The 21,982-nt window shown below is 43.0% G+C and carries 21 protein-coding genes; 15 read left to right on the plus strand and 6 right to left on the minus strand.

What is annotated here, in order from left to right; all coding sequences use genetic code 11:
* Positions 1–353 precede the first annotated feature (353 nt).
* Positions 354–1,001, plus strand: coding sequence for a transposase (locus W293_RS0100735; protein ID WP_025650624.1), 648 nt, complete (start codon positions 354–356; stop codon positions 999–1,001).
* A gap of 146 nt (positions 1,002–1,147) precedes the next feature.
* On the opposite strand, the gene W293_RS0100740 is transcribed toward W293_RS0100735, so the two are convergent.
* The gene (locus tag W293_RS0100740; RefSeq protein WP_025650625.1) at positions 1,148–2,422 is read right to left on the minus strand and encodes a saccharopine dehydrogenase family protein; all 1,275 of its coding nucleotides are present in this window, start codon (positions 2,420–2,422) and stop codon (positions 1,148–1,150) included.
* A gap of 271 nt (positions 2,423–2,693) precedes the next feature.
* Positions 2,694–3,908, minus strand: a complete 1,215-nt coding sequence (locus tag W293_RS0100745; protein WP_025650626.1) for a carboxynorspermidine decarboxylase — start codon at positions 3,906–3,908, stop codon at positions 2,694–2,696.
* Positions 3,909–3,998: 90 nt separating this feature from the next.
* On the opposite strand from W293_RS0100745, the gene W293_RS0100750 reads away from it, so the two are divergent.
* Positions 3,999–4,664, plus strand: a complete 666-nt coding sequence (locus W293_RS0100750; RefSeq protein ID WP_025650627.1) for a DUF924 family protein — start codon at positions 3,999–4,001, stop codon at positions 4,662–4,664.
* 99 nt (positions 4,665–4,763) lie between these two features.
* Here the strand turns inward: W293_RS0100750 and W293_RS0100755 are convergent, their stop codons facing one another.
* The 3 genes from W293_RS0100755 to lpxB all read right to left on the minus strand — a co-directional run bounded on the left by W293_RS0100755 (position 4,764) and on the right by lpxB (position 8,350).
* Positions 4,764–5,951 (minus strand): CAP domain-containing protein, encoded by a 1,188-nt coding sequence (locus W293_RS0100755; protein ID WP_025650629.1) that lies wholly within the window; start codon positions 5,949–5,951, stop codon positions 4,764–4,766.
* A 218-nt stretch (positions 5,952–6,169) separates the two neighbouring features.
* Positions 6,170–7,051: a ribonuclease HII gene (locus W293_RS0100760; protein WP_025650630.1), complete on the minus strand. Its 882-nt coding sequence runs from the start codon at positions 7,049–7,051 to the stop codon at positions 6,170–6,172.
* Between the two features lie 57 nt (positions 7,052–7,108).
* Positions 7,109–8,350: a lipid-A-disaccharide synthase gene (gene lpxB / locus W293_RS0100765; RefSeq protein WP_101212875.1), complete on the minus strand. Its 1,242-nt coding sequence runs from the start codon at positions 8,348–8,350 to the stop codon at positions 7,109–7,111.
* Positions 8,351–8,844: 494 nt separating this feature from the next.
* Between lpxB and W293_RS0100770 the strand changes: the two genes are divergently transcribed.
* The gene (locus W293_RS0100770) at positions 8,845–9,927 is read left to right on the plus strand and encodes a 3-deoxy-7-phosphoheptulonate synthase (protein ID WP_025650632.1); all 1,083 of its coding nucleotides are present in this window, start codon (positions 8,845–8,847) and stop codon (positions 9,925–9,927) included.
* A 128-nt stretch (positions 9,928–10,055) separates the two neighbouring features.
* Here W293_RS0100770 and pepN read toward each other — a convergent pair whose 3' ends face one another.
* Positions 10,056–12,665, minus strand: coding sequence for an aminopeptidase N (gene pepN, locus W293_RS0100775; RefSeq protein ID WP_037024968.1), 2,610 nt, complete (start codon positions 12,663–12,665; stop codon positions 10,056–10,058).
* Between the two features lie 304 nt (positions 12,666–12,969).
* Between pepN and W293_RS0100780 the strand changes: the two genes are divergently transcribed.
* The 12 genes from W293_RS0100780 to W293_RS17120 all read left to right on the plus strand — a co-directional run bounded on the left by W293_RS0100780 (position 12,970) and on the right by W293_RS17120 (position 21,977).
* A complete protein-coding gene (locus W293_RS0100780) occupies positions 12,970–13,602 on the plus strand; it encodes a DUF6231 family protein (protein WP_025650634.1) in 633 nt (210 codons plus the stop codon).
* Positions 13,603–13,772: 170 nt separating this feature from the next.
* Positions 13,773–14,291 (plus strand): peptidoglycan-associated lipoprotein Pal, encoded by a 519-nt coding sequence (gene pal, locus W293_RS0100785; protein ID WP_025650635.1) that lies wholly within the window; start codon positions 13,773–13,775, stop codon positions 14,289–14,291.
* Between the two features lie 132 nt (positions 14,292–14,423).
* The gene (locus W293_RS15855; protein WP_025650636.1) at positions 14,424–15,233 is read left to right on the plus strand and encodes a 4'-phosphopantetheinyl transferase family protein; all 810 of its coding nucleotides are present in this window, start codon (positions 14,424–14,426) and stop codon (positions 15,231–15,233) included.
* Between the two features lie 302 nt (positions 15,234–15,535).
* Complete coding sequence (locus tag W293_RS0100795) at positions 15,536–16,861, plus strand: tyrosine-type recombinase/integrase (protein WP_025650637.1); 1,326 nt, start codon at positions 15,536–15,538, stop codon at positions 16,859–16,861.
* A 124-nt stretch (positions 16,862–16,985) separates the two neighbouring features.
* Entirely contained in the window at positions 16,986–17,783 is a 798-nt protein-coding gene (locus W293_RS0100800; protein WP_025650638.1) for a hypothetical protein, read from the plus strand.
* A gap of 143 nt (positions 17,784–17,926) precedes the next feature.
* Positions 17,927–18,166, plus strand: coding sequence for a helix-turn-helix domain-containing protein (locus W293_RS0100805; RefSeq protein WP_025650639.1), 240 nt, complete (start codon positions 17,927–17,929; stop codon positions 18,164–18,166).
* Positions 18,167–18,168: 2 nt separating this feature from the next.
* A complete protein-coding gene (locus tag W293_RS0100810) occupies positions 18,169–18,396 on the plus strand; it encodes a helix-turn-helix domain-containing protein (RefSeq protein WP_025650640.1) in 228 nt (75 codons plus the stop codon).
* Positions 18,393–18,680, plus strand: coding sequence for a hypothetical protein (locus tag W293_RS0100815; RefSeq protein ID WP_025650642.1), 288 nt, complete (start codon positions 18,393–18,395; stop codon positions 18,678–18,680). The genes W293_RS0100810 and W293_RS0100815 overlap by 4 nt, the downstream gene beginning before the upstream one ends.
* On the plus strand, positions 18,673–18,864 hold the full coding sequence (locus tag W293_RS0100820; protein WP_025650643.1) for a hypothetical protein: 192 nt from the start codon (positions 18,673–18,675) through the stop codon (positions 18,862–18,864). Before W293_RS0100815 ends, W293_RS0100820 begins: the two co-directional genes overlap by 8 nt.
* A complete protein-coding gene (locus tag W293_RS17115; RefSeq protein WP_156915597.1) occupies positions 18,851–19,027 on the plus strand; it encodes a hypothetical protein in 177 nt (58 codons plus the stop codon). Before W293_RS0100820 ends, W293_RS17115 begins: the two co-directional genes overlap by 14 nt.
* Positions 19,024–21,117 (plus strand): DUF3987 domain-containing protein, encoded by a 2,094-nt coding sequence (locus W293_RS15860; protein WP_025650644.1) that lies wholly within the window; start codon positions 19,024–19,026, stop codon positions 21,115–21,117. The genes W293_RS17115 and W293_RS15860 overlap by 4 nt, the downstream gene beginning before the upstream one ends.
* Before the next feature lie 371 nt (positions 21,118–21,488).
* Complete coding sequence (locus W293_RS17120) at positions 21,489–21,977, plus strand: hypothetical protein (protein ID WP_025650645.1); 489 nt, start codon at positions 21,489–21,491, stop codon at positions 21,975–21,977.
* Positions 21,978–21,982: the final 5 nt, after the last annotated feature.

The raw sequence follows: 21,982 nt of genomic DNA on the forward strand, positions 1-21,982 counted from the left end.
GGTGTAATGGACATTATTCATGCTGGCGTAGGGTCTAACGCTATATACTGTCTATATTTGCAAGGAATCAAAGCCATGAATCAAAAAACTGCCCTTTTTGTCGTGATAAACACACTAAAAAGAACGGACGCAAGCTAGGCAAACAACAGTATCAATGTCTAGCTTGCAGACGGCAGTTTTTAGGTGGCAAAAGACTCAATAACCAAACCCTTTGGACGGAATACACTCAGGGCAAACAGACCTACAAACAACTGGCTGACAAGTATAGCTGTAGTCTTAAAACCATTCAAAGACGCTTAGACACAGTCAGTATTGACTATCAAGTTAAGCGACCGAATACTGCTAACATCATCATGGACACCACTTACTTCGGTCGTAAGTTCGGTTTAATGGTTTTTATGGACAATACCACTAAAGCCGTTCTTTACTACGCGATAGTCAGTCATGAAACCAACAGTGCCTACAAACAAGGAATTGATCATCTAGCATCGTTAGGCGTTGATATACAAAGCATCACCTGTGATGGTAGACGAGGACTGCGTACGTTATTCACCCGCACCCCTTGCCAGATGTGCCAGTTTCATCAGGTGCAAATAGTGACCCGCTACCTCACTCGTCGACCTAAGAACAGTGCAAGTATCGAGCTTAGACGACTTACTTTAGAAATAAAACTGCTTGATAAAGAGGCGTTCATACAGCGCTTAGATCACTGGTATGTGACTCATGAAGCCTATCTCAATGAACGTAGTACCAATGACGATAACAGTAGAACGTGGTACACGCATAAGCGCCTTAGAAGTGCTTATCGTAGCCTCAGAACCAATAGTGATTGGTTATTCATTTATCAAGAATATAAGCATTTAGATATACCAAATACCACCAATTCTCTTGAAGGATTATTCAGCGAGCTCAAGCGACAATTACACAGTCATCATGGTCTAAATGAGCAGCGTAAGTTGCGGTTTATTAAAGACTTTTTAGGGTCAAAGTCTCTCAAATAGCATGAATTATGTCCATTAGCGACTACCTTCTACTTTTTAGCATGAATTTTGTCCATTACACCTCGAAACCTCAATCATGATTCAAAAAAAAGCCCAATTGACTCAATTAAAGTCAGTTGGGCTTTTAGAACAGATATTGCGATTAATTAAATATCAAACTCTAATGCTCTATCACCATTGGCATCTTTGATACGCGTTGGCAAACCAATATCATTTAACAGATTGATAAATGGCTTGGCATCCAGCTCTTCGACGTTGACCATCTTGCCAGCATCCCATTCGCCAGTCGCGACTAGGATCGCAGCAGCAACAGGTGGTACGCCTGCGGTATAAGAGATACCTTGGCTACCAACTTCGTTATAAGCGTCTTTGTGATCTGAGACGTTATAGATAAAGACTTCGCTATCAACACCGTTGATCTTGCCTTTGACCTTATCACCAATGCAGGTCTTGCCTGTATAGTTCGGTGCAAGCGAGCTTGGGTCTGGTAGTACTGCTTTGACTACTTTAAGTGGCACAACTTCTTGGCCTTCAGCAGTCATCACTGGCTGCTCAGATAGCAATCCTAAGCTCTGTAGGACGGTGAAGACATTGATGTAATGCTCACCAAAGCCCATCCAAAAGCGAATGTTTGGCACATCTAAGTTGGCTGACAATGAATGAACTTCATCATGACCGCTCAGGTAACTATTCTGTACGCCAACCACTGGCAAGTCATCCGTACGTTTGACTTCAAACATTTTGTTAGACTGCCACTTGCTGTCTTGCCAAGAGTAAACGGTACCGGTGAACTCACGGAAGTTAATCTCTGGGTCAAAGTTGGTCGCAAAGTATTTGCCATGGCTACCTGCATTGATATCAATGATATCGATATCGGTAACTGAACCTGCATCCATCATGTCATAGCCAAGACGCGCATAAGCGTTGACCATACCAGGATCGAACCCTGCACCTAAAATGGCAGTGACATTGTTGTCTGCACAGCGCTCTTTACGTTGCCATTCATAGTTGTTGTACCACGGCGGCGTCTCACATATCTTGCGTGGATCTTCATGAATCGCCGTGTCAATATAAGCAACACCTGTCTCAATACAGGCTTCTAATACCGTCATATTGATAAATGCCGAGCCGACATTAATGACGATTTGAATTTCTATTTCTTTGATCAGTTGCACCAGCGCTTGGCTGTCCATCGCATCGACTTGATGCGTGTGCAAGATCGCAGCTTGTTTAAAGCTGTCTTTTTCTTTTACGCTTTGCGCGATATCATCGCATTTGTCTTTGGTACGTGAGGCGATATGAATCTCACCAAGCACATCATTATGCATCGCACATTTATGCGCGACCACTTGAGCGACACCGCCTGCTCCGATGATGAGTACGTCTTTTTTGTTGGGCTTAACTGGTTGGTTTGTGTTCAATGAACAATCCTCCTTTGTGTCCCTGTCGATACCATTGATTGTGGCTATGCAAAACAGAAACGAGTGAATGATATGCGTGAATTAAAAAGGAAGACCGAGGAAAACCCACGCACCCGTCGGGCAAAATCAGCTGTTTTTGCCCGTGGCGATTATAACAATTTTTACTTACTTTTCGGCAAAAATTACAACATAACTTAGAAAATCTGAGAGCAATACTCATTTCTAGATAGTTGTTTGGCAGTGTTATTGATTAATGCCAAGCATAATAGTGTTATGACAAACTCGCCTTATAATCTTGGTAATCAAACTCGCGCTGCACATCAATACTACCATCTAAACGACGAATCACAATCGCTGGCATATTGACACCATTGAACCAGTTCTTCTTTACCATGGTATAGCCTGCCGCATTACCAAACGCAATGGTATCGCCTACCTGTAATTGGTTAGGCAAGGCATACTCACCAAAAATATCGCCTGCCAAACAAGAACGACCATAAATAATAGTGTTGTCCACCACGTCAGCTGTTTTGGTCATATTAACGGGTGAAATACTCATCGCTTCTTTATTAATAGCCGCAATGGGTGCTGACTCGCGATAAATCAGTAAATCAAGCATATGCGCCTCGATAGACGCATCGACGACTGCTAGGTTTTTTTCATTATGCATAGTATCTAAAACGCTTGTAACTAGTGATCCAGCGCCATGAATGCTCGCTTCACCCGGCTCAAGGTAGACTTGTACGCCGTATTTTTCACTAAAGCCTTTCAACCGCTCAGCAAGTTTTTCTAGCGGATAATCAGGGGCGATAAAGTGAATGCCACCGCCCAAACTGACCCACTCAAGCTGCGCTAAAACGTCACCAAATCTAGCTTCGATATCAGCCAAGCTGTCGCTAAAAGCCTCAAAACTGTCATTTTCGCAATTGTTATGAATCATGACGCCAGTGATGTCACTCAATACCGCTGCAATCTTATCTTTATCATGCTCGCCAAGACGGCTAAAAGGACGTGCAGGATCAGCGATGATAAACGATGAATTACTGGTCTTTGGATTTAAGCGCAGACCAACTGGAATACCTTTTTCCGCGGCTTGCTCTTTAAATACATTGAGCTGCGAGATTGAGTTAAAGATAATCTTATCTGCGTAGCTTAATACTTCATCGATTTCATCCGTACTATAAGCGACGCTATAAGCATGCGTTTCTTTTTCATTATCACTGTCTTTACCTTTACCAAAAGTCTCGTAGCCAAGTCTGACTTCATTGAGTGACGACGAAGTGGTTCCGTGCAAATAGGGCTGCATCACATCAAACACGCCCCAAGTCGCAAAGCATTTGAGCGCCAATAAGGCTTTAGCGCCTGACAGCTCACACAGTCGCGCGATAATCTGCATATTGGCAACGATTGCCGCTTCGTCGAGTAGATAATAAGGCGTTGGTGGCAAGGATGATTTTGTGGTTTTCAGCGAAGTTTTTGCATTCATAAGAGGTTACCTAATAGCTGCTGTTGGTATCATGACAGATATAAATATTTGCGCTATAGTAGACTAAATCCACCGTAATTAGAATATCTTATGTCATTATCAACCGATTATTCCAGCTCTGCTAGCCAAGCCAATTTATCGCAACTCGATTCAAAGAATATTAATGTAGAGTATCTAGATGCTGAGGCGCGCGCAGTGTTGGATTTTTGGTTCGACCAAGATAATGAGCCATATTGGTTTGCCCAAAATGACAACTTTGATAAGCAAATAAAGGCTAAGTTTGGCAAAATCTGGCAAGCAGCAAAACACGGTGAATGTGCGCCGTGGCGATGGTCTGACAATCACAACGATGTGAATAGCTCAATCACTAATTTGGCAGGACGATTGGCAGAGATTATTGTCTTAGATCAGTTTTCCCGCAATCTATGTCGCGAGCAAGCGTGCGCCTTTGCTCAAGACGGTATGGCCGTGGCATTAGCGCAAGAAGCCATTGCCCAGCCGCATTTTGAGACCCTACCGATGGAGTGGCGCAAGTTTACTATTATGCCGTTTATGCATTCTGAATCAGCTGTTATCCATAAACGCTATCTGCCGCTGTTTGAGCAACTAAATGACCCAACCACTTTAGACTTTGAACGCCGTCATAAAGACATTATTGATGAATTTGGACGCTATCCACACCGTAATGAAGCCTTGGGTCGTGAGTCGACTGCAGAAGAAGACGCATTTTTACAGCAGCCGAATTCTTCATTCTAAGCGTTGTTACTTATAATAACAAAAACAAGGGCTGAATCAGATAACTGGTTCAGCCCTTGTTTTGTTTTATGCTATTTATTCTAGGGTATACCCTATAGATTAGTAGTTCACTTTACCCGTGCTAAAGCTAAACGACTGCTGCTTTAGCGTTCGATTGTCCACTAACACATCAAAGCTTACACGATATTCACTCTCGCCATGCAAACCACAGTTTTGATCTTTTTTAGTGGTGATTTTGCAGCTTTTTAGATTATCCGTAATGGGTAAAATAAAAGCTTCGTTCGCTGGTAGCTCATAAACGGTATTCTTATGGGGATCTTGCCCATAATCAAGCAGTTCAGTGGGCACATCGATGTTACGCTGAACATCATGGAACTTGATATTACTGAGCTTAATGGTCTGGGCAGCTGGCATACTGACATAGATGGGCTGCCCGATAGGATCAGCTCGTAGGTCACGACCCGTTCCTTTGACAGGATTTGGCGTTTCGTTATACAGCGCAGTCACCGTACCACTGACCCCTTGGCAAGGATAAGTGAATATGCCTGCCACCGTATTGTCTTTGCTTGCCTTGGTCGCTGAGGCATGGTTGACTAAGATATAACCCTGATTGTTGGTCGTGTCTTTGCCATAAGGCTTATAAGTGACCATACCCGTACCCGTCAAACTCGAGCCTGGTAGCATCAAAGAACGCAGATGATAAGGCGCTGCCAATAATGACTTCGCCATTGCACCTGCCACTATATCAGAGCCTATAATATTGCCAGCCGAGCTATAATAGACCGACTGAGCAATATTCTCAGTCACACCATATTGGGCGTTGCCGTAGTTTGCCTGTAACAACCGATCTGTGAAGCTGACTCCGCTAAAGAATGGGTTATTATCACCCGTGACGTTGGCGATATCTGCAATCTTATTTTCATAGTGCGGACTAAAAGCAGTCGGCGTGCTATTAGCAAATACATGCTTGATGTATTTTGCATGTTGAATCGCAACATTATCCAGTGCAGTATCGGCAGACAAACCACTTAGACCACAGCTGGTGCGCGCTAGACTAAAGGTATTATTGGCAATTAATGCAGCTTTTGCCTCATTATCAGTCTGGTCATTAGGCTTATCAGTCGAGGTATCATCAGGACTAGCAACAGGCGGTGTTGGCTTGGGCGTAGTATTGTTAGTGCTGCCATCTGAGTCTCCGCCACTGCCGCCACTGCCGCCACAAGCCGTCAAAAACGCTGTTAAAAATATTACTGCCGCGAGGTTTTTTTCTCGTAATTTGAGAGTCATCTTTTATCCTGTAAGATAGTGGTGTGCCTATTATGAGCAATAAATCAGCTATGACGGATATTATCGAATAACGATTCAAATGTCATTTAATAAAACATGAAAACTTAATACGCATAATCTCAAAAAACCATTCATTTTTGACTAAGGGATGTTTTTTTAAATTGATAAATAATTTCTGCTTAGGCTATTTATATAAATAAGCAATTCTCCATTTGTCTTTAACTCTCCAACGCCTTTCGCACTGGTGCAAAGCTACGTCTATGCTCGGGTAGCACCCCATACTGTTGAATCGCCTCCATATGCGCTTTGGTTGGATAGCCTTTATGTTTGGCAATCCCATATTCAGGATGCTGAGTATCGAGTGTATACATAGTAGTATCACGGCTGACTTTTGCCAATATACTGGCTGCGGCGATACTGGTATGACGCGCATCCCCTTTTACCCATGCTTGGCAATCAATCGCAGAGTGATCTATGCCTAATTCAGCGAGCTTGGTATTGTTTACTTGAGGACAGCGATTTCCGTCGAACAAAACCTCAAATGTCAGCATAGATGTGGCAAGATGCTCAGCGATAGCCTCTAACAATCCTTCAGTGCATAAGCGCATACCGAGCATCGTTGCTTGCAAAATATTGACCTGATCGATGACCGCTGCTGGTATTTCAGCGATGATAAAACCCACAGCATTTTGCTGCACCAATGGATAAAGAATATCGCGTTTTTTCTCACTCAACTGCTTAGAATCCGTCAGTATGGATAAAGGCGTGTCTTTTAAGGGTTGTTCTTCAATCAATCCTGACCACGTGGCAGGCAGTATCGCTGCGGCCACATTAACGCTACCTAAAAGTGGTCCGCGCCCTGCTTCATCAACACCTATTTGCAGCGTTGAGCTGTGCAGCGTTGAGCGTTCTACATGCTGTTGTGTATTTAAGTGTGGCTCTGTATTTATCCCATATTCAGTGAGCAGCTTAGTCACATTCACTTGCCCATATAAATGGATAGGTTCGGCTAAATCAATGCACTGGGATTTTATATCAATCTGTTGGATTTTTTTGTCAATCGGAATAATACTATCTGTAGGGTTGTTCTGAATGCTCATGATTTTTTGTGGTCTTATTGATTTAGGTGTTAAAGATAAATAATGCGCAATTATCCCTTAGGATTTATGCTGGTTTTGCATAAACCATTGATCAATCACGCTATTAGCAGGCTCATGATTGCTTTGCTGCTGCAATAGCTGCTTGGTAGCGACAAGCGCTTTTAATTGTTCTGCATAAGCACGCGGTTGCAACAGACGCATGACGGTGCGGCAAATATTATCACCACTCGCCTGCTCCTGTATCAGCTCAGGGACGATGGCGGTGTCGGCTAAAATATTGGGCAGTGCCACATAAGGGACTTTGATCAGACGCTTGGCAATCTGATAGGTCAGCTTATTTAATTGATATACCACCACCATTGGGCGCTCAAGCAGCATCGCCTCAAGGGTTGCCGTGCCAGATGCTAGCATCACCAGATCCGAGGCAGCCATAGCCTGCTGACTAAACGCTGGCTGGCTGTCGTCATAGACCACCACGATAGCGGCACGCAATTGCTCTGATCGTCGATCAATGACGTCTTGGACGATATACTGATGGTTTTGATCGACCGTTGGAATGATAAAACACAGCTTCGGATCTAGTAATATTAACTTTTGAATACCATCCAGCATAAGAGGTAAAATAGCCGTTATCTCCCCGCGCCGAGAGCCTGGCATCACACAAATAAGCTGGCTGACATCATCGAACCGCTCGATAAAAAACTGCTGCAAACCATCGTTGTGCCAGACCAACTCACTGCGCCTCTGATTGATAGGCGTCTCTATCAAGGTCTGATCAATAGTACGTAACAAAGGATGACCCACACATATCGCTGGATGATTGTGGCGCTCATATACTGGCAGCTCAAACGGAAATAGACAGAGTACAAGGTCGGTCGCTGCTTTAATATTATGAATACGCGACTCGCGCCATGCCCAAATAGAGGGGCTAACGTACTGTACACAAAACACGCCTTTTGGCTTTAACTTTTTGGCGACTCGTAGATTAAAATCAGGCGCATCAATGCCGATAAACCAATTGATATCAGCGATTTTGAAGGCGCTCAATAACTCGCGGCGCGCTTTAAGTAAGTCAGGCAATTGCGCCATGACTTCCACCAAGCCCATCACTGCCAGACGTTCTAGTGGAAAAATACTTTGCAATCCTTGCGCTTGCATCTTAGTACCACCAACGCCTACCCAAACGATATCATCACGCAGGTTATTCATCTGCTGCATAAAATCTGCCCCCAAACTGTCACCTGACACCTCACCTGCGACAATACCAATAACCAGTGGTGCCGTCTTAAATTCAGGCATCTGCTGATTGGTATCTGTCTGATCAATAAAGTCAGTATGTTTATGGGAAGTAGCAGAATCGGTCATAACAAGCTCTCAATATGAAAAATGACAATGGGTACAATTATTATGAACAAAAATAGAATTATTATAAAATATAACCCACCGAGTGAGTAATGCCGCGCTAACAGCTGCAAATGCTTGCCTCACTACTATTGTAGCGTTATATCATTTATGTTGTCATCATACGTTACCGTGCTATAAATAGCTAAATTAGCTTATAAAAGTTCAGCACAGTTGGCTGATAACCCCCAAAGACGCTTTCATAAGCAAAAAATTGCGCAGTAAGCTGGTGTTTAAAAGTCCCAGTTCAGAACAAAGTACGGTGAAGTATAACGAAGTTTTGGTTTACACATTCCAGTTATCAGTTAATTAACTGCGCCACTACCCTTGTCAATCAGCACTTTTGTCCTCATAATGATTATTCCTATAAATCAGCTAGACGATATATAATCATGACAACACCAGCTACCCATAATGCAGATATTGATGACGTGAATATTGAAAAATTCATTCCCTTGATCACCCCCGCTGAGCTAAAAACTGAGCTACCTTTATCAGACGAAGCCTATAAAACCGTCCTAAAAGGGCGTAATACGATCCAAGATATTTTGGATGGTAAAGATAAGCGTCTGTTTGTGGTCATCGGCCCTTGCTCTATCCACGATATCAAAGCCGCTCACGAATATGCCGATCGCTTAGCTGCATTGGCAAAAGAGATCGAAGACAGCATATTCGTTGTGATGCGCGTTTATTTTGAAAAACCGCGTACCACGGTCGGCTGGAAGGGTATGATCAACGACCCTGATATGAATGACAGCTTCGATATTGAAAAAGGTCTGCGTACCGCTCGTAAGTTATTGCTTGATTTGAATGAGAAAGGCTTACCTTGCGCGACTGAAGCGTTGGATCCAAATACTCCGCAGTACATGCAGGATTTAATCAGCTGGTCAGCAATCGGCGCACGTACCACTGAGAGCCAAACGCATCGCGAAATGAGCTCTGGCTTATCATGCCCAGTTGGTTTCAAAAACGGTACGGACGGCGGTATGACGGTTGCGGTTAACGCCATGCAAGCGGTTAAAGAAGGTCATAGCTTCTTAGGGTTATCCTCAGATGGCAAAGTCTCTATCATCAAATCTAAAGGCAACCCTTACGCACACGTGGTACTACGCGGTGGTAATGGCAAGCCTAACTATGATGAAACTGCTGTTGCGCAAGTGGAAAATGAGCTAGCAAAAGGAAAAACCAACAGCAAGATTATGATTGACTCAAGCCATGCTAACTCAGGTAAAGACCCGTACTTGCAGCCGATGGTTATTAATAACGTCGCCGAGCAAATCCAAAACGGTAACAAATCCATCATCGGCATGATGGTTGAGAGTCATCTTAAAGGCGGCAGTCAAAAGCTAACTGCTGACTTGAGCCAGCTTGAGTATGGCAAGTCTATCACCGATGGTTGCTTAGATTGGGATAGCACAGTCACTGCGCTATACAATCTACGTGACATGGTAAAAGATGTATTGCCTAACCGTTAATAGCGATTGGTCATAATAAATCGTTATTAGGCCACTCAGCAAAAAGCCCGTTTGACATAATTAATGTCAAACGGGCTTTTTTTATACTTCAGCTTATAAATTTGAGGACAGGCCTTAAGCTAACCGTCCTACTCACTTGCTGCGCCTAGTACGCTCGTTAAGCTTTCGAGCACGTGTTTAGAAGACACGGCTTGCTGCAAATCTAACAGCTTATCATGCGCCATCTGACGACGTGGCTCAGCCAAGGTATTCCAGCGCGCCAGCACCTGCAACAAGCGCGATGCTAAGACAGGATTGGCATCATCCAACTTTTTAATCACAGCAATATAGATATCTAAACCCTCTGCCGTCCATAAGACGGTCGGCTGCGAGGTAAAAGCGCTAATCACTGAGCGCACACGATTGGGCGTATTCCAATCAAAATCAGTATGAGTGAGCAACGATTGGATAGCCTCAGTAGTGACCGTATCAGCTGATGCTTGCACACTAAACCATAAATCGATAACCAAGTCATTTGCTTGGAAACGTTGATAAAAGTCCGCCAAATAGGCATCCGCATCTGCCAATTGATGATTAACCATCACTTTTAATGCACCAAAACGTTCCGTCATACAGCTGGCATTGTCATACTGCTGCTGTGCCCATTCATTGGCACCATCAACGTTAGCCGTCAATGCCATGTCTAATATCACATTGCGCAAGGCACGAGTACCACGAGCGGCGGCGCTATCTTCATAAGACTGCATGGGCAGCTGCTTATAAAGTACTGCCCATTGGTCTTTTAGCATCTCTGCCACTTGCTGATATAAGCCTTCACGCTGCGCTTTGACCAACTCTGGATCATAATCTTCAGCAATAGCAGAAGCCAACTCTTGCGCTGATGGAATATCAAGCAAACGCGCCGCCAACATCGCATCGTCAGCTGCGAGCACGGGCAAGGTCTGCGCTAATGCTTGTAGGTACACTTCAGGGTTGCTCTTCTCGCCTTGGTCTTGCAGCAAGATGCGATTGACCAGCATTTGCGTCACTTGCCAGCGGTTAAAGCCGTTGGTTTCATGCTTGAGTAAGAATGCCAAATCTTCATCTTGATAGTCATAATTAAGCTGTACTGGCGCACTAAAGTCACGCAGCAATGATACTACTGGTTCGCTAGTCACATTTTCAAAGGTAAAGGTTTGCGCGGCTTGATCGAGTAGCAGCATACGCTCGGCGACGATAGCACCAGAATCTTGGTCAAATAGCGCGGTCGCTACGGGAATAGGCAAAGGTTTTGGCGCATCAAAACCACTAACATGGCGGGTTTGCTGACTTAAAGTAATGGTCAATGTTTGCGTAGCGCTGTCATAATCTTGGTGACCAGACACCACTGGCGTACCAGGTTGACGATACCAATCAATAAAATCTTCAATTTTATCATCAGTAATACTAAGCGCAGACAAGAAGTCCTCAACGGTAACTGCTTGCCCATCGTAACGACGGAAATACTCATCAGTACCTTTACGGAAGTTATCTGCCCCCAAAGTATTGGCAATCATACGAACGATTTCAGCACCCTTTTCATAAACGGTCGTCGTGTAAAAGTTATTAATCTCAACGAAACTTTCAGGGCGTACAGGATGCGCCAGTGGCCCTGCGTCCTCAGCAAACTGATGGGCACGCAAAGTCGCGACATCATCGATACGCTGTACGGCACTCGACTGTTGATCGGCTGAAAAAGATTGATCGCGGTAAACAGTAAAGCCTTCTTTTAAGCACAACTGGAACCAATCACGGCACGTGATGCGATTGCCTGTCCAGTTATGAAAGTACTCATGCGCGATGATAGCTTTCACACTAAAGCTACGCGAGTCCGTTGTGGTCTCAGGGCTAGACAACACACAAGCGGTATTAAAGATATTCAGACCCTTGTTTTCCATTGCGCCCATATTAAACTGACTAACGGCGACAATCATATAGCGGTCTAAATCATAAGCGCGGCCATAATTAACCTCATCCCATTTCATCGAATCTTTTAGGGCTTGCATACCGACATCACACTTATCGATATCGGCAGACTTGGCGTATATTTCTAGTAAAACGCCTCGACCTTCGCTAGTGGTATAAGAATCCGTCAATACATCTAAGTCAGCGACGACACAGGCAAACAGATAGCTTGGCTTATTGGTCGGATCATGCCAAATCGCATAATGACGGTCTGACGCACCAGTAACCTCACCTGCCTCTACCAAATTACCATTGGCTAGTAACGTCGGATAGCGCTTATCGGCCTCAAGACGGGTGGTGAATATCGCGAGTACATCGGGGCGATCTGGATAAAAAGTAATCTTGCGAAAGCCTTCTGGCTCGCATTGAGTCACAAACATGGTATCGTCACCGCTACCTGCCATGTAAAGCCCTTCAAGGGCGGTATTGGTCTGCGGACAAATACGTACTTGAATCTCTAAAGTGATTTCCTCAAGTTCATCAGGTATATCAGTGATGGTAAGTTTACCGGCTTGTTGCTGATAATCTGCATCTGATAACTTACGACCATTCATGGTAATAGCCAGCAGTTCCAACTCTTCACCAAATAATACAATGTTCCCAGCGGTTTGGCGCACCATCTTCAGGGTACTGTCTACCTGAGCATATTCTTCAAATAGCTTAATATCTAAATCAACCGTTTCTACATCAAAGCTTGGTTTTTTATAATCTTTTAAGTTGATCTTACTCGGTGCATGCGGCGGCACATCTGGCATTTCAGGGTTGATAATTTGAGCATCAGTTTCAGCAGTAGACATAGGGATTCCTATTATTATTTATAGTAAAAATTTGGGTAAATCACATTAGGGCGGGACGTCAATTATGCACAATTTTTATGATCATTAGAATAATAGCGACATTTAGCTACATTGACCTAAACCAGCAGATTTCAAGAGCAACCCTCAAGATTATTACGCCTATCATCCGACGCAAATATCAAAAGCGTCAATCATCCATTGGATAGTCGCCATGAAAATGATTTAATAGAGACACAGCTCACCAACAATCAATGGTTTATTAATGACAACACAATCTGCTAATCGCGCAACTATTACCCTACCACTCTTAATAGATTATATTGATGTGCTATTACCATCATTAGCAACACAAGTGAAGTCGCCAGACACGAATGAACAAACCACTGCTGATCAAATCACTTTTGATCAAATCAATGATAGCTCTGATTTGCTGTGGGTGGTGCAAGATAAAACTGAGCGTTTAGCCCTACAGCCAACACTGAAAAAATACGCTGATGAAAATGGAAAAATGCATTTATCAACGTTATCAGAACTTACGCAACAGCAATTATCAGAACGTTATGAGCTCGCCTGCTTTTGGCTACCCACTTTATCAGCAGAGCTATTACCACAATATATTCCATTGCTCATGCGCTATCGCGATCTTTATGCCGCGCATCTACTGATTGCACTTGATAGCTCCATAGACCTAAAAGCTTATGGCTTTACGCCATTTGATATTTTAGACGAACCGTCTGTGAAAGTAACTGGCAGCAGTGCTATAGATGACTCCCTACCAGACTCCTCATTACCAACATTATGGCAATTTAATTTGTACGATTATAAGCAATTACCAAACTGGCTCAATGCAGATTATTGGGCCAATCCTGAAAACTGGGGCAAACATCGTTGGTAAAAATTCGCGTGTTGTTTGAATAGTATGAAAGACCTTATGTAATTTGCAGATTATTTACAGTAATACTACTTACATAAAGTAACATTTAGTATATGATAGATAGTAATTGCCTAAGTTTTATCGTAAGCAGTTTAAAACAACAAATCTAATTAAAATTTTAGGAGCTCGTCATGTCAATCAGTTTTTCTAAGATCGCTGTCCTCGCTGTATTATCAAGCGCCGTTGCCATTACCACAGGTTGTGCAACCAAGCGTGCTACCTCTGAAGTCGTGGTTGCACCACTAGGTATCCCAGGTGGTCAAGCTGGCTACAATGGTGCTGTTATTGTAGACAATTCAAACGCCGTTATTACTGGTGCTGAAAACTTACAAGCGGTTGTTTACTTTGGCTTTGATAGCAGTGAAATCACCTCACAAGCAGCCAGTGTGTTGAACCAACACGCAGGCTTGTTAAGCTCAAACCCAGCCGCTGGTGTCGTGATCGCTGGTCATACCGATGAACGCGGTAGCCGTGAATACAATATCGCCCTTGGTGAGCGCCGTGCCCAAGCAGCACGTGACTATCTTGCTGCTCAAGGTGTTGCTGTAAATAACATTCGTGTCATCAGCTATGGCGAAGAGCGTCCTGCGGCAGCTGGCAATACTGAAGACGCCTATGCACAAAACCGCCGTGCTGAGTTGTCTTACTAAAATCAAGTAAACTGCCAATAATCCATAAAGCTTTATACGCTTTATCAAAGCCCAGTAATATCAATATTGCTGGGCTTTTTGCATTTCAGTCAGTTAAGATAGCGGATATCAAAAAGCACAAAATGAATAATAATGATGCAAAAATTGCAGTTAATAGACGTTAAATATACTCAGCTTGCTCCAATGACATGGTGCGCTACCGCAGAGGTGAGCGAATCTCTCTCTTTACACCTTAGAGAAACAAGGAGTAAATCGGCATGCTTATCCGTTTTTAATATACCAGATATGAATTTGCATCAGCTACATGATGCTAACTGGCAGCATTATACATCGCAAAGTCATTTGTCTGTGCGGGATATCGCTTACAATCAACGTCAGCAACAACGCAAAGGCGTTCGGCTACTGTTAAAAGCATTGCTCAATAAGTTAGCAATCACTGACACCTTAGATGAATCCGACTTCCCGTATCGACTGATGAACAGTAAATATTACGTATGTTTTAGCCATACGGGTGCGGGTTATAAAAACGATAGGCATACAGATAGTGATACAGACTTTCGTCACCCTAGCCATAAATCTTCTAATAATAAAATTGCAGTGGCCATCAGTCGACGTCACGCCGTAGGTATCGATATAGAGACCAATGAGGTTGCACGGAACGTGGCACAGCGCTTTTATCATCCTTATGAAATTGCCGCCTTACAAGCCTTATCAGCAAGCGATCGCAGCACCATGACTAAGCTGTTTTGGCAAATAAAAGAAAGCTTTATCAAGATTCATCAGTATAAATTGGCGCAAGGATTGGGAATGGATTACTCTTATTTACTGCCCAGCTTGGTTGACAAAATGAGTGAGAAATCATCTTTCGTTATCACTGGTGATGATAAGACTGACTATCACATTGCGGTTTTATCGTCGCAGCAAACTGTCGTTATTTTTTAGATAGCCCAGATTATTCACCTACTTGGATAATACTTTACTGATTACCGCTTTAATGCAAACAAAAAAAGACGACCCGAAGGACGCATTTTTCTAATTTACTTCATCAAATATCATCTAATTTCAAATAACAATTTTCTTTAAATATAACCTCATATCCATTGATATTAAAGGCTATTAGATATATCATAGCTTACAACGTACAACATTGCCCTACAATGTAAAGCGTTTTGAATGGCTACCAAAGTGGCTACCAAATATCAAAAAATGGCTACCAGATTGGCTACCTACAATGGGGTTAAGATATGACAAAGAAAACTATCAAGCTAGACTCACAAATCCAAAAAGCCGTTAAAGATACTATTCAAGCTGGTAAGACAGTCAGCTACCCCATTGCTGGCTATAAAGGCTTAGAAGTACGGATAAGACCGCATAAGAATGGCTTAGATGCTGCAATAGATTTTAGACACCGCTACACCCACCCTATTACTGGTAAACGTCCATACATGACGCTAGGACAATACCCAGCTTTAACGCTTGCTGATGCTAGGGATATGTACAGAGATAACACGGCATTACTAGCCAAAGGTACAGACCCTTTAGAGCATAAAGAGAATGAAAAGCAAAAGGACTTACTAGACAGGCTTAACACGCTAGATCACTTCATTAGTGAATGGCAAGACTTACAAGCCAGCAAAAATCTAAGCTATAGCACAAATCATAATAATGAAATACTGCTAAGACCTATTCAAAAGAATTTAGGGCAAATGCGTGTGACTGACATAACCCCTAGCCTAGTCATTAAGTTTATAACCAGTATTCAAAAAGAAAACCCAGACAAAGGACTAAGGATTAAAAAGCTACTTAAAAGCATTTTACAGCTAGCCAAAAAACACATGATTATAGAGTACAACCCAGCAAGCGACTTGCAAGGCACGCTCAAAACTCATAAGCCCTCACACTACCCTTCACTAACAGACCCTAAAGAGTTTGCAGAACTGATAAAAGATATTGACCAGTTAGACGATGCAAGCCAGCTATATAACAAACGTATATTGCAGCTACTATCATTAACGTTTGTTCGCGTTGGTGATGCTTGCGCTATGCAGTGGGTAGATATTGACTGGCTTAAAAAGCAATGGGAACTTAAACCACAAAAGGCAGGTAACAGGGGCGATATGGTGGCTAGCATAGTTATACCACTAGCACCGCAAGCCATAGCTATATTGGAGCAGATGCAAAGCCTGACAGGTAATAGCAAGTATGTATTCCATAATCCAAGGCGTAGAACTGAGCCTTACCACCATACGCAAGAAATAAACAAAGTATTAAACAGTGATCTAATGAATAACAGGCAGGGCTATAAAGGTATTCATAGCCCACATGGTTTTAGAAGTAGCGCAAAAACCATGCTGATGGAGCGGCTAGGCTATGACGAACTGATAACCGAACTGGCACTAGGTCACCGTATGCTTAACGCTTACGGTACGGCATACAATCGCATGACTGGCTTAGATCAAAGAGCAAAAATGATGAATGACTGGGCAAACTACCTAGACGATGTAAAAGCTGGCAAGTTTGATAATGTTATTCATGCTGATTTTAAACAACAAGCACAAAAGCAGGGCTAAGACGCTGCTACAATGACCATGCAAGGCTAGGACTAATTACCCGAACGCCAGCCATTTCATGCCTTAGGCTGGCATGCCTTGCACCTATTTTTATTAAGGTATGAATGACAAGTAAGGCATGATTATGTGTGATAAAGAAAATGAGGCGCGTCAGTATAAATTATTGAATACAGCTTTTGAAATTAACTTATCAACACCCTGTAATGACTTCATTGCAAACGCAATTTTACATGACATAGATTGCAGTGAAATTCAGTCTAAAAATAACTTATCTTTTTTAGAGCATATAGAGTCATACGTAAATAGTTATGTACGACAATCCGAGTTAGATTATAAAAAAAATAATGATTTTAGTGGCGACCCTGATTGTGGCTGTGATTATGATTGTGAATGTAGTTTGAATGTTTTTGTAATGTCTGCCTTCAAGAATATAGCGCGTAATTTTGTATTGTATGCAGATGATAACGATTTAGTGAATGAGATATTACATAGGTATGTAATAGAAGAAAAGAATAGGTTATTAGATTGCAATCTAACTGAAATACTAAAAATAATTTTATATAGATGCTTATCTTATTTAGCCTATGATCTTGGCTTTTATCATGTATCTTGTAAACATCATGAATTGGCAATCCTGATATATGGAGGTGCATTAACTAATGCTAGTTTTGATGACATAAGTTATATGGAAACAGTAGTATCAACTATTGGTAAAAAAGCAGCTGATAAACGATGGTCAAAACACAATCAAACCAGACCTGAAAAAAAGAAACAATACTTACAGATCATGGACGAACAGAACTTTACTACTTTTGCTGAAACAGCCGAATATATAAAGCAGAATATAGAAACAGGTAAAAAGCCGTCTTATGACTCTATCAAACGATGGTTAAGCGAAGCCCGTAAAGGCGATTTTTCATAACCTATCATACTGTGGTATGCAGGCATACAACACGCTATGCAGGCATACCATGCGCTATACACGCATAAATATTCCTTACAGCACCTACCTACAATAATATCTCTTTAACGACATTAATCCACAACCGTTAAGGAGTTAAGGCAATGCCTAACACTACCCACGCAGCACCCACCAATAAGCTAAATTTAGCTTACCTATTGGCGAACCCAAAAGAGCTTTATCAGGTTAAGCAGATAGCTGATGTATTTCATAAGCACCCTGAGACCGTCCGTAGATGGATCAAAGCTGGCACGATAACAAAGCCGTTATCTATCAATGGCGTTTACTACTTCAAAGGTAGCGACATTGTGGACTATCTAAACGCTACTAATGAGGGGGCTTAATCATGGATAATCTAAAACGCACCCAAAACCAAATCATTAAAGATCATCTTTTAACTGGTCAATCAATCACACGCTGGCAAGCTATCGAACTTTATAGAATAGCCACGCTACCCACTCGCATTAACCAGCTAGAAAATACAGGCTTAACCATACAGCGCAAGCGAGTAGATAAAGACGGCAAACACTGGAACGTCTATTGGATTGATATTGACAATGAGGTGACCAAATGAGCAACCACCCCAGCATATCAAGCGACACGCCAGCCGAACGCCTAATGACCGTAGATAGTTTGTACTTACGGCTTATGTATGACCGCATACAAGATATTTACAACGATACCGAACACCTAGCCACCGCGCTAGATGCTATCAAAACAAAAGATGATGTTAGTCAAGGCGTACTTGTGGCAGTCAAAGCCGCACTTTATGCCAGTAGCGAGCTAGCAGGCATTGTTAGTGACATGTTTTGTGAACACGCATTACCGTACCAAATGGAGGTAGCCAGCCATGAGTGATAATAACCGCAAAACTGACCTTGAACCCCACAACGGGGCAGATAATGGCAATGAGCCACATAAACGCGGCTTACTAATTAGCTTTATCATCTTTATGGCATGGGTTACAGGCATTGGCTTAGCATTGGCATTGATCGCTTGCGAGCCAGTACAATTGCAAGGGGTAACTTATGAGCAGCGATAACCCTAAAACCTTTATGGACGCTCAACTGGCCTATGCTAAATCAATACATGGCAGGGAACAGAAAAGGCGTGATAAAGAGATGCAACGCTACCACCAAATCAAACGGGCAGCGGACAAGATACAGCAATCATATGTTGATGACGGCAAGGAGGGCAAACAATGACCACACCAACCGACAGCCAAGAAAAAACCCGCGGCAAGGCGGGCTTAGTTAGCATTTTAGGTGAACATCAACCAGCAACGGCGCAAACGCTACAAGATGACGAACTGCTAAAGAAATTACACGATATTTTAGAACCTAGCAGACTACTAGATATTAAGGCTAATTTGTCAGTAAATCAAGGTGAGCTGCTAACCACGGGCATGGTGGGCCTAGTATTGCATAACAAAGACTATGAGCCGGTAAACTTGTTATGCATACCACCAAACGGCAAGCCCAAAGATTATATAGTGACTGATCCTTTTGAAACGGCCGCTTTTATCATTGGCACGATGGACAGCACCCACGAACTTATAGCCGTTGATAATATAGCTGATGCCGTAGAGCTGTCTTATCTTTTGTTAGGTGAACCGGTAACGATACTAGCCAGCCGTGATGAGTGGTCATTTAATGACATGGTTAAGCATTTTGCACAAGATGCACCCGTTACCGTGATAACCACAGCGGACGTTAAAGACAAGTTTATCAAGCCACTGATAGGCTCAAACGTAAGGGCCGTTATTACTAGTGATCGCACTGTATTAGAGCACTTAGAGTATGGCCGCTTAACTTATCAGGCCATACTAGCCCTTGATGATACAAAGATAATCGACCTTAAAACCATAGCATGGCCCACACCTGAACCGCTATCAAGTGACCCAAGCAAGCCGACACGCTACCCAATAGAAGCATGGGACGGACTGCTACAAAAGGTCATTAAGAAAATAGCTTATTATCAGCAAGTGCCTGATGCTATGGCCGGTCAATGTATCTTAGGCGCACTAGCCCACATGGGACAGGCCCACGTTGATGCACCTATTGGCTATAAGCATATGCCGGCAAGCCTGATCTTGATCACTGAGGGGGAAAGTGGCAGCGGCAAAACGCAAGCGATGGACTTAAGCCACCATAAAATAAAAGAGTATGAGCAGAAACAGTATGAGCAATATATAACAAGGCATGAGGAGCACAAAGCACAGCTTGCCAGCTTAAAAGGTGCAGAACTCAAAGACTACCAAGCCAATGAGCCAGCACCCCACAACCCCGAACGGCTATTTAAAGATGCCACTATTGAGCCGGTATTAGATAAGTTTGTTAATGGTGAAATTACAGATGCATCATGGTCCACTGATGACGCAGCCCAATTCTTTAATGGTCATACCATGAAAGGTGACACAGCCGGCAACGCACTAGCAGCCATTACCGACCTTTACAGCGGCGGCGAAGTGAACCGGACACGATCACAAAAGAACGCTTATGCAAACCCACGCACCAAAGCCTATAACGTGCGTATGACGTTAATGCTAATGGCTCAACGTATTATCTTAGAACCGGCCTTAACTGATGACATGATGAACCAGCAAGGCTTTTTAGCAAGGGCCTTAATTGCTTGCCCTAACAGCTTGCAAGGTTATAGAACATGGGACGATATAGAGCGCAGACAGCAAAGCCCGTTTATGGATAGCGACCTACAAGCCTATTGGAGCAGATGCAGCGACCTATTAGACCCCGTGGACAGCAACGCGCCCACTGATGAGAAAGGAGCACCCAAACGCTTTAAGATGAGCTGGCAAGATAAGCAGACAGAACAAGTATTCTATGAGCATATGCAGGCCATAGAGAACCAGCAAGCTAAAAACATGCCGTTAGAATACTTAAAAGCGTATGCCTCACGTATGGCAGAAAATGCCAGCCGCATAGCCACCTTGATAGCATTCTTTGATAAACGTAAGACCATTACTACCGATGACATTAAACGGGCTTTTATGTTGGTTAGCTACTCAACGGCCGAACGCTTGCGCTATCAAGATGCAACGCCAACCGGTGAACAAACCGACATTGAGAAGTTAAGCAACTGGCTAATAGACAAAGCCAAAGACAAAAACCCAGCGGTATTAAACAAGTCTTTTGTGACACAGCATGCACCCAATGCGCTAAGAGGTAAAAAGCTTAATTACTTACTTGATGATCTTGAAAGCATGGGGCATATCAGGCTAGAAAGTGAGGGCCGCCGCCGCTTAGTGTATGTTAATCCTAAGCTTATGACTGATTAGCGACCAGTAAAAGCCGCTAAACTTGCTAAACTTACCTACAGCCCTTACCAGTTAAGGGCTTTACTTTAGCTGTATGACTGCTAAGCATTGCTAGACTTGCTAATCTTTAGCTAAACCTAGCCAATGCAGACGAACTTTAGCAACTTTAGCGACCCTTAGCAGGTGGCTAGCTAAGTCAAAAGCCTTATAAATAAAGGGATAGAGCGAACTTTAGCAACTTTAGCAGATTTTAGCAGATTTTAGCAGGGCATAAAGTAATATTAGCAGGCATAACGAGCACTTAAGTATAGAAAACGTGAGGTTAAAAATACTCACTATGTTATGATAAAGATGAATTTACCTAATGATTTAGATAACAATTAGAGATCATCATGCCAGCACTTGCCACTACTCACAGCTTAAACGACTACTTAAAGTTACCTATCTCACGCTATCGTGAGCAGCTAAGAGAAGGTAACGCTAAAAGCATCGAAGTCAGTTATAACCATCGCAGCAAACCCTATCAATACTCTATTCAGCTAACAAAAACGTCATGCAACTATGGCGGTTATCGTTACTGGTGGCTATGCCCTAAATGCCGTCATAGAACATCGACCTTATATTGCGCTGGCTTGTATGTTTGCCGTCATTGCATCGGGGCTAATTATGGCAGCCAGTTACAGCAACCGATTGACCGTGTATTCAGTCGAATAGCAGCGATTAGAGCGCGTTTAGGTTGGCAGCAAGGCGTTATTCATGGCATTGGTGCAAAGCCTCGCTACATGCACTCAAAGACGTTTGATAGGTTGGTAAATGAGCATGACCGACTTAGTGTTGAGGTATGGCAATCAACCCTTGATAAACTAAATTGCACAAGATAAGAGGT

Origin of the sequence: Psychrobacter sp. TB67 (assembly GCF_000511065.1) — a bacterium.
Lineage (GTDB): Bacteria > Pseudomonadota > Gammaproteobacteria > Pseudomonadales > Moraxellaceae > Psychrobacter > Psychrobacter okhotskensis.

Bases quoted from the DNA above. Each gene is read 5' to 3' on its own strand.
- W293_RS0100735 (WP_025650624.1), top strand. From the start codon at position 354: ATGGACACCACTTACTTCGGTCGTAAGTTCGGTTTAATGGTTTTTATG.
- W293_RS0100745 (WP_025650626.1), bottom strand. From the start codon at position 3,908: ATGAATGCAAAAACTTCGCTGAAAACCACAAAATCATCCTTGCCACCA.
- W293_RS0100750 (WP_025650627.1), top strand. From the start codon at position 3,999: ATGTCATTATCAACCGATTATTCCAGCTCTGCTAGCCAAGCCAATTTA.
- W293_RS0100755 (WP_025650629.1), bottom strand. From the start codon at position 5,951: ATGACTCTCAAATTACGAGAAAAAAACCTCGCGGCAGTAATATTTTTA.
- W293_RS0100760 (WP_025650630.1), bottom strand. From the start codon at position 7,051: ATGAGCATTCAGAACAACCCTACAGATAGTATTATTCCGATTGACAAA.
- lpxB (WP_101212875.1), bottom strand. From the start codon at position 8,350: ATGCCTGAATTTAAGACGGCACCACTGGTTATTGGTATTGTCGCAGGT.
- W293_RS0100770 (WP_025650632.1), top strand. From the start codon at position 8,845: ATGACAACACCAGCTACCCATAATGCAGATATTGATGACGTGAATATT.
- pepN (WP_037024968.1), bottom strand. From the start codon at position 12,665: ATGCCAGATGTGCCGCCGCATGCACCGAGTAAGATCAACTTAAAAGAT.
- W293_RS0100780 (WP_025650634.1), top strand. From the start codon at position 12,970: ATGACAACACAATCTGCTAATCGCGCAACTATTACCCTACCACTCTTA.
- pal (WP_025650635.1), top strand. From the start codon at position 13,773: ATGTCAATCAGTTTTTCTAAGATCGCTGTCCTCGCTGTATTATCAAGC.
- W293_RS15855 (WP_025650636.1), top strand. From the start codon at position 14,424: ATGATGCAAAAATTGCAGTTAATAGACGTTAAATATACTCAGCTTGCT.
- W293_RS0100795 (WP_025650637.1), top strand. From the start codon at position 15,536: ATGACAAAGAAAACTATCAAGCTAGACTCACAAATCCAAAAAGCCGTT.
- W293_RS0100800 (WP_025650638.1), top strand. From the start codon at position 16,986: ATGTGTGATAAAGAAAATGAGGCGCGTCAGTATAAATTATTGAATACA.
- W293_RS0100805 (WP_025650639.1), top strand. From the start codon at position 17,927: ATGCCTAACACTACCCACGCAGCACCCACCAATAAGCTAAATTTAGCT.
- W293_RS0100810 (WP_025650640.1), top strand. From the start codon at position 18,169: ATGGATAATCTAAAACGCACCCAAAACCAAATCATTAAAGATCATCTT.
- W293_RS0100815 (WP_025650642.1), top strand. From the start codon at position 18,393: ATGAGCAACCACCCCAGCATATCAAGCGACACGCCAGCCGAACGCCTA.
- W293_RS0100820 (WP_025650643.1), top strand. From the start codon at position 18,673: ATGAGTGATAATAACCGCAAAACTGACCTTGAACCCCACAACGGGGCA.
- W293_RS17115 (WP_156915597.1), top strand. From the start codon at position 18,851: ATGAGCAGCGATAACCCTAAAACCTTTATGGACGCTCAACTGGCCTAT.
- W293_RS15860 (WP_025650644.1), top strand. From the start codon at position 19,024: ATGACCACACCAACCGACAGCCAAGAAAAAACCCGCGGCAAGGCGGGC.
- W293_RS17120 (WP_025650645.1), top strand. From the start codon at position 21,489: ATGCCAGCACTTGCCACTACTCACAGCTTAAACGACTACTTAAAGTTA.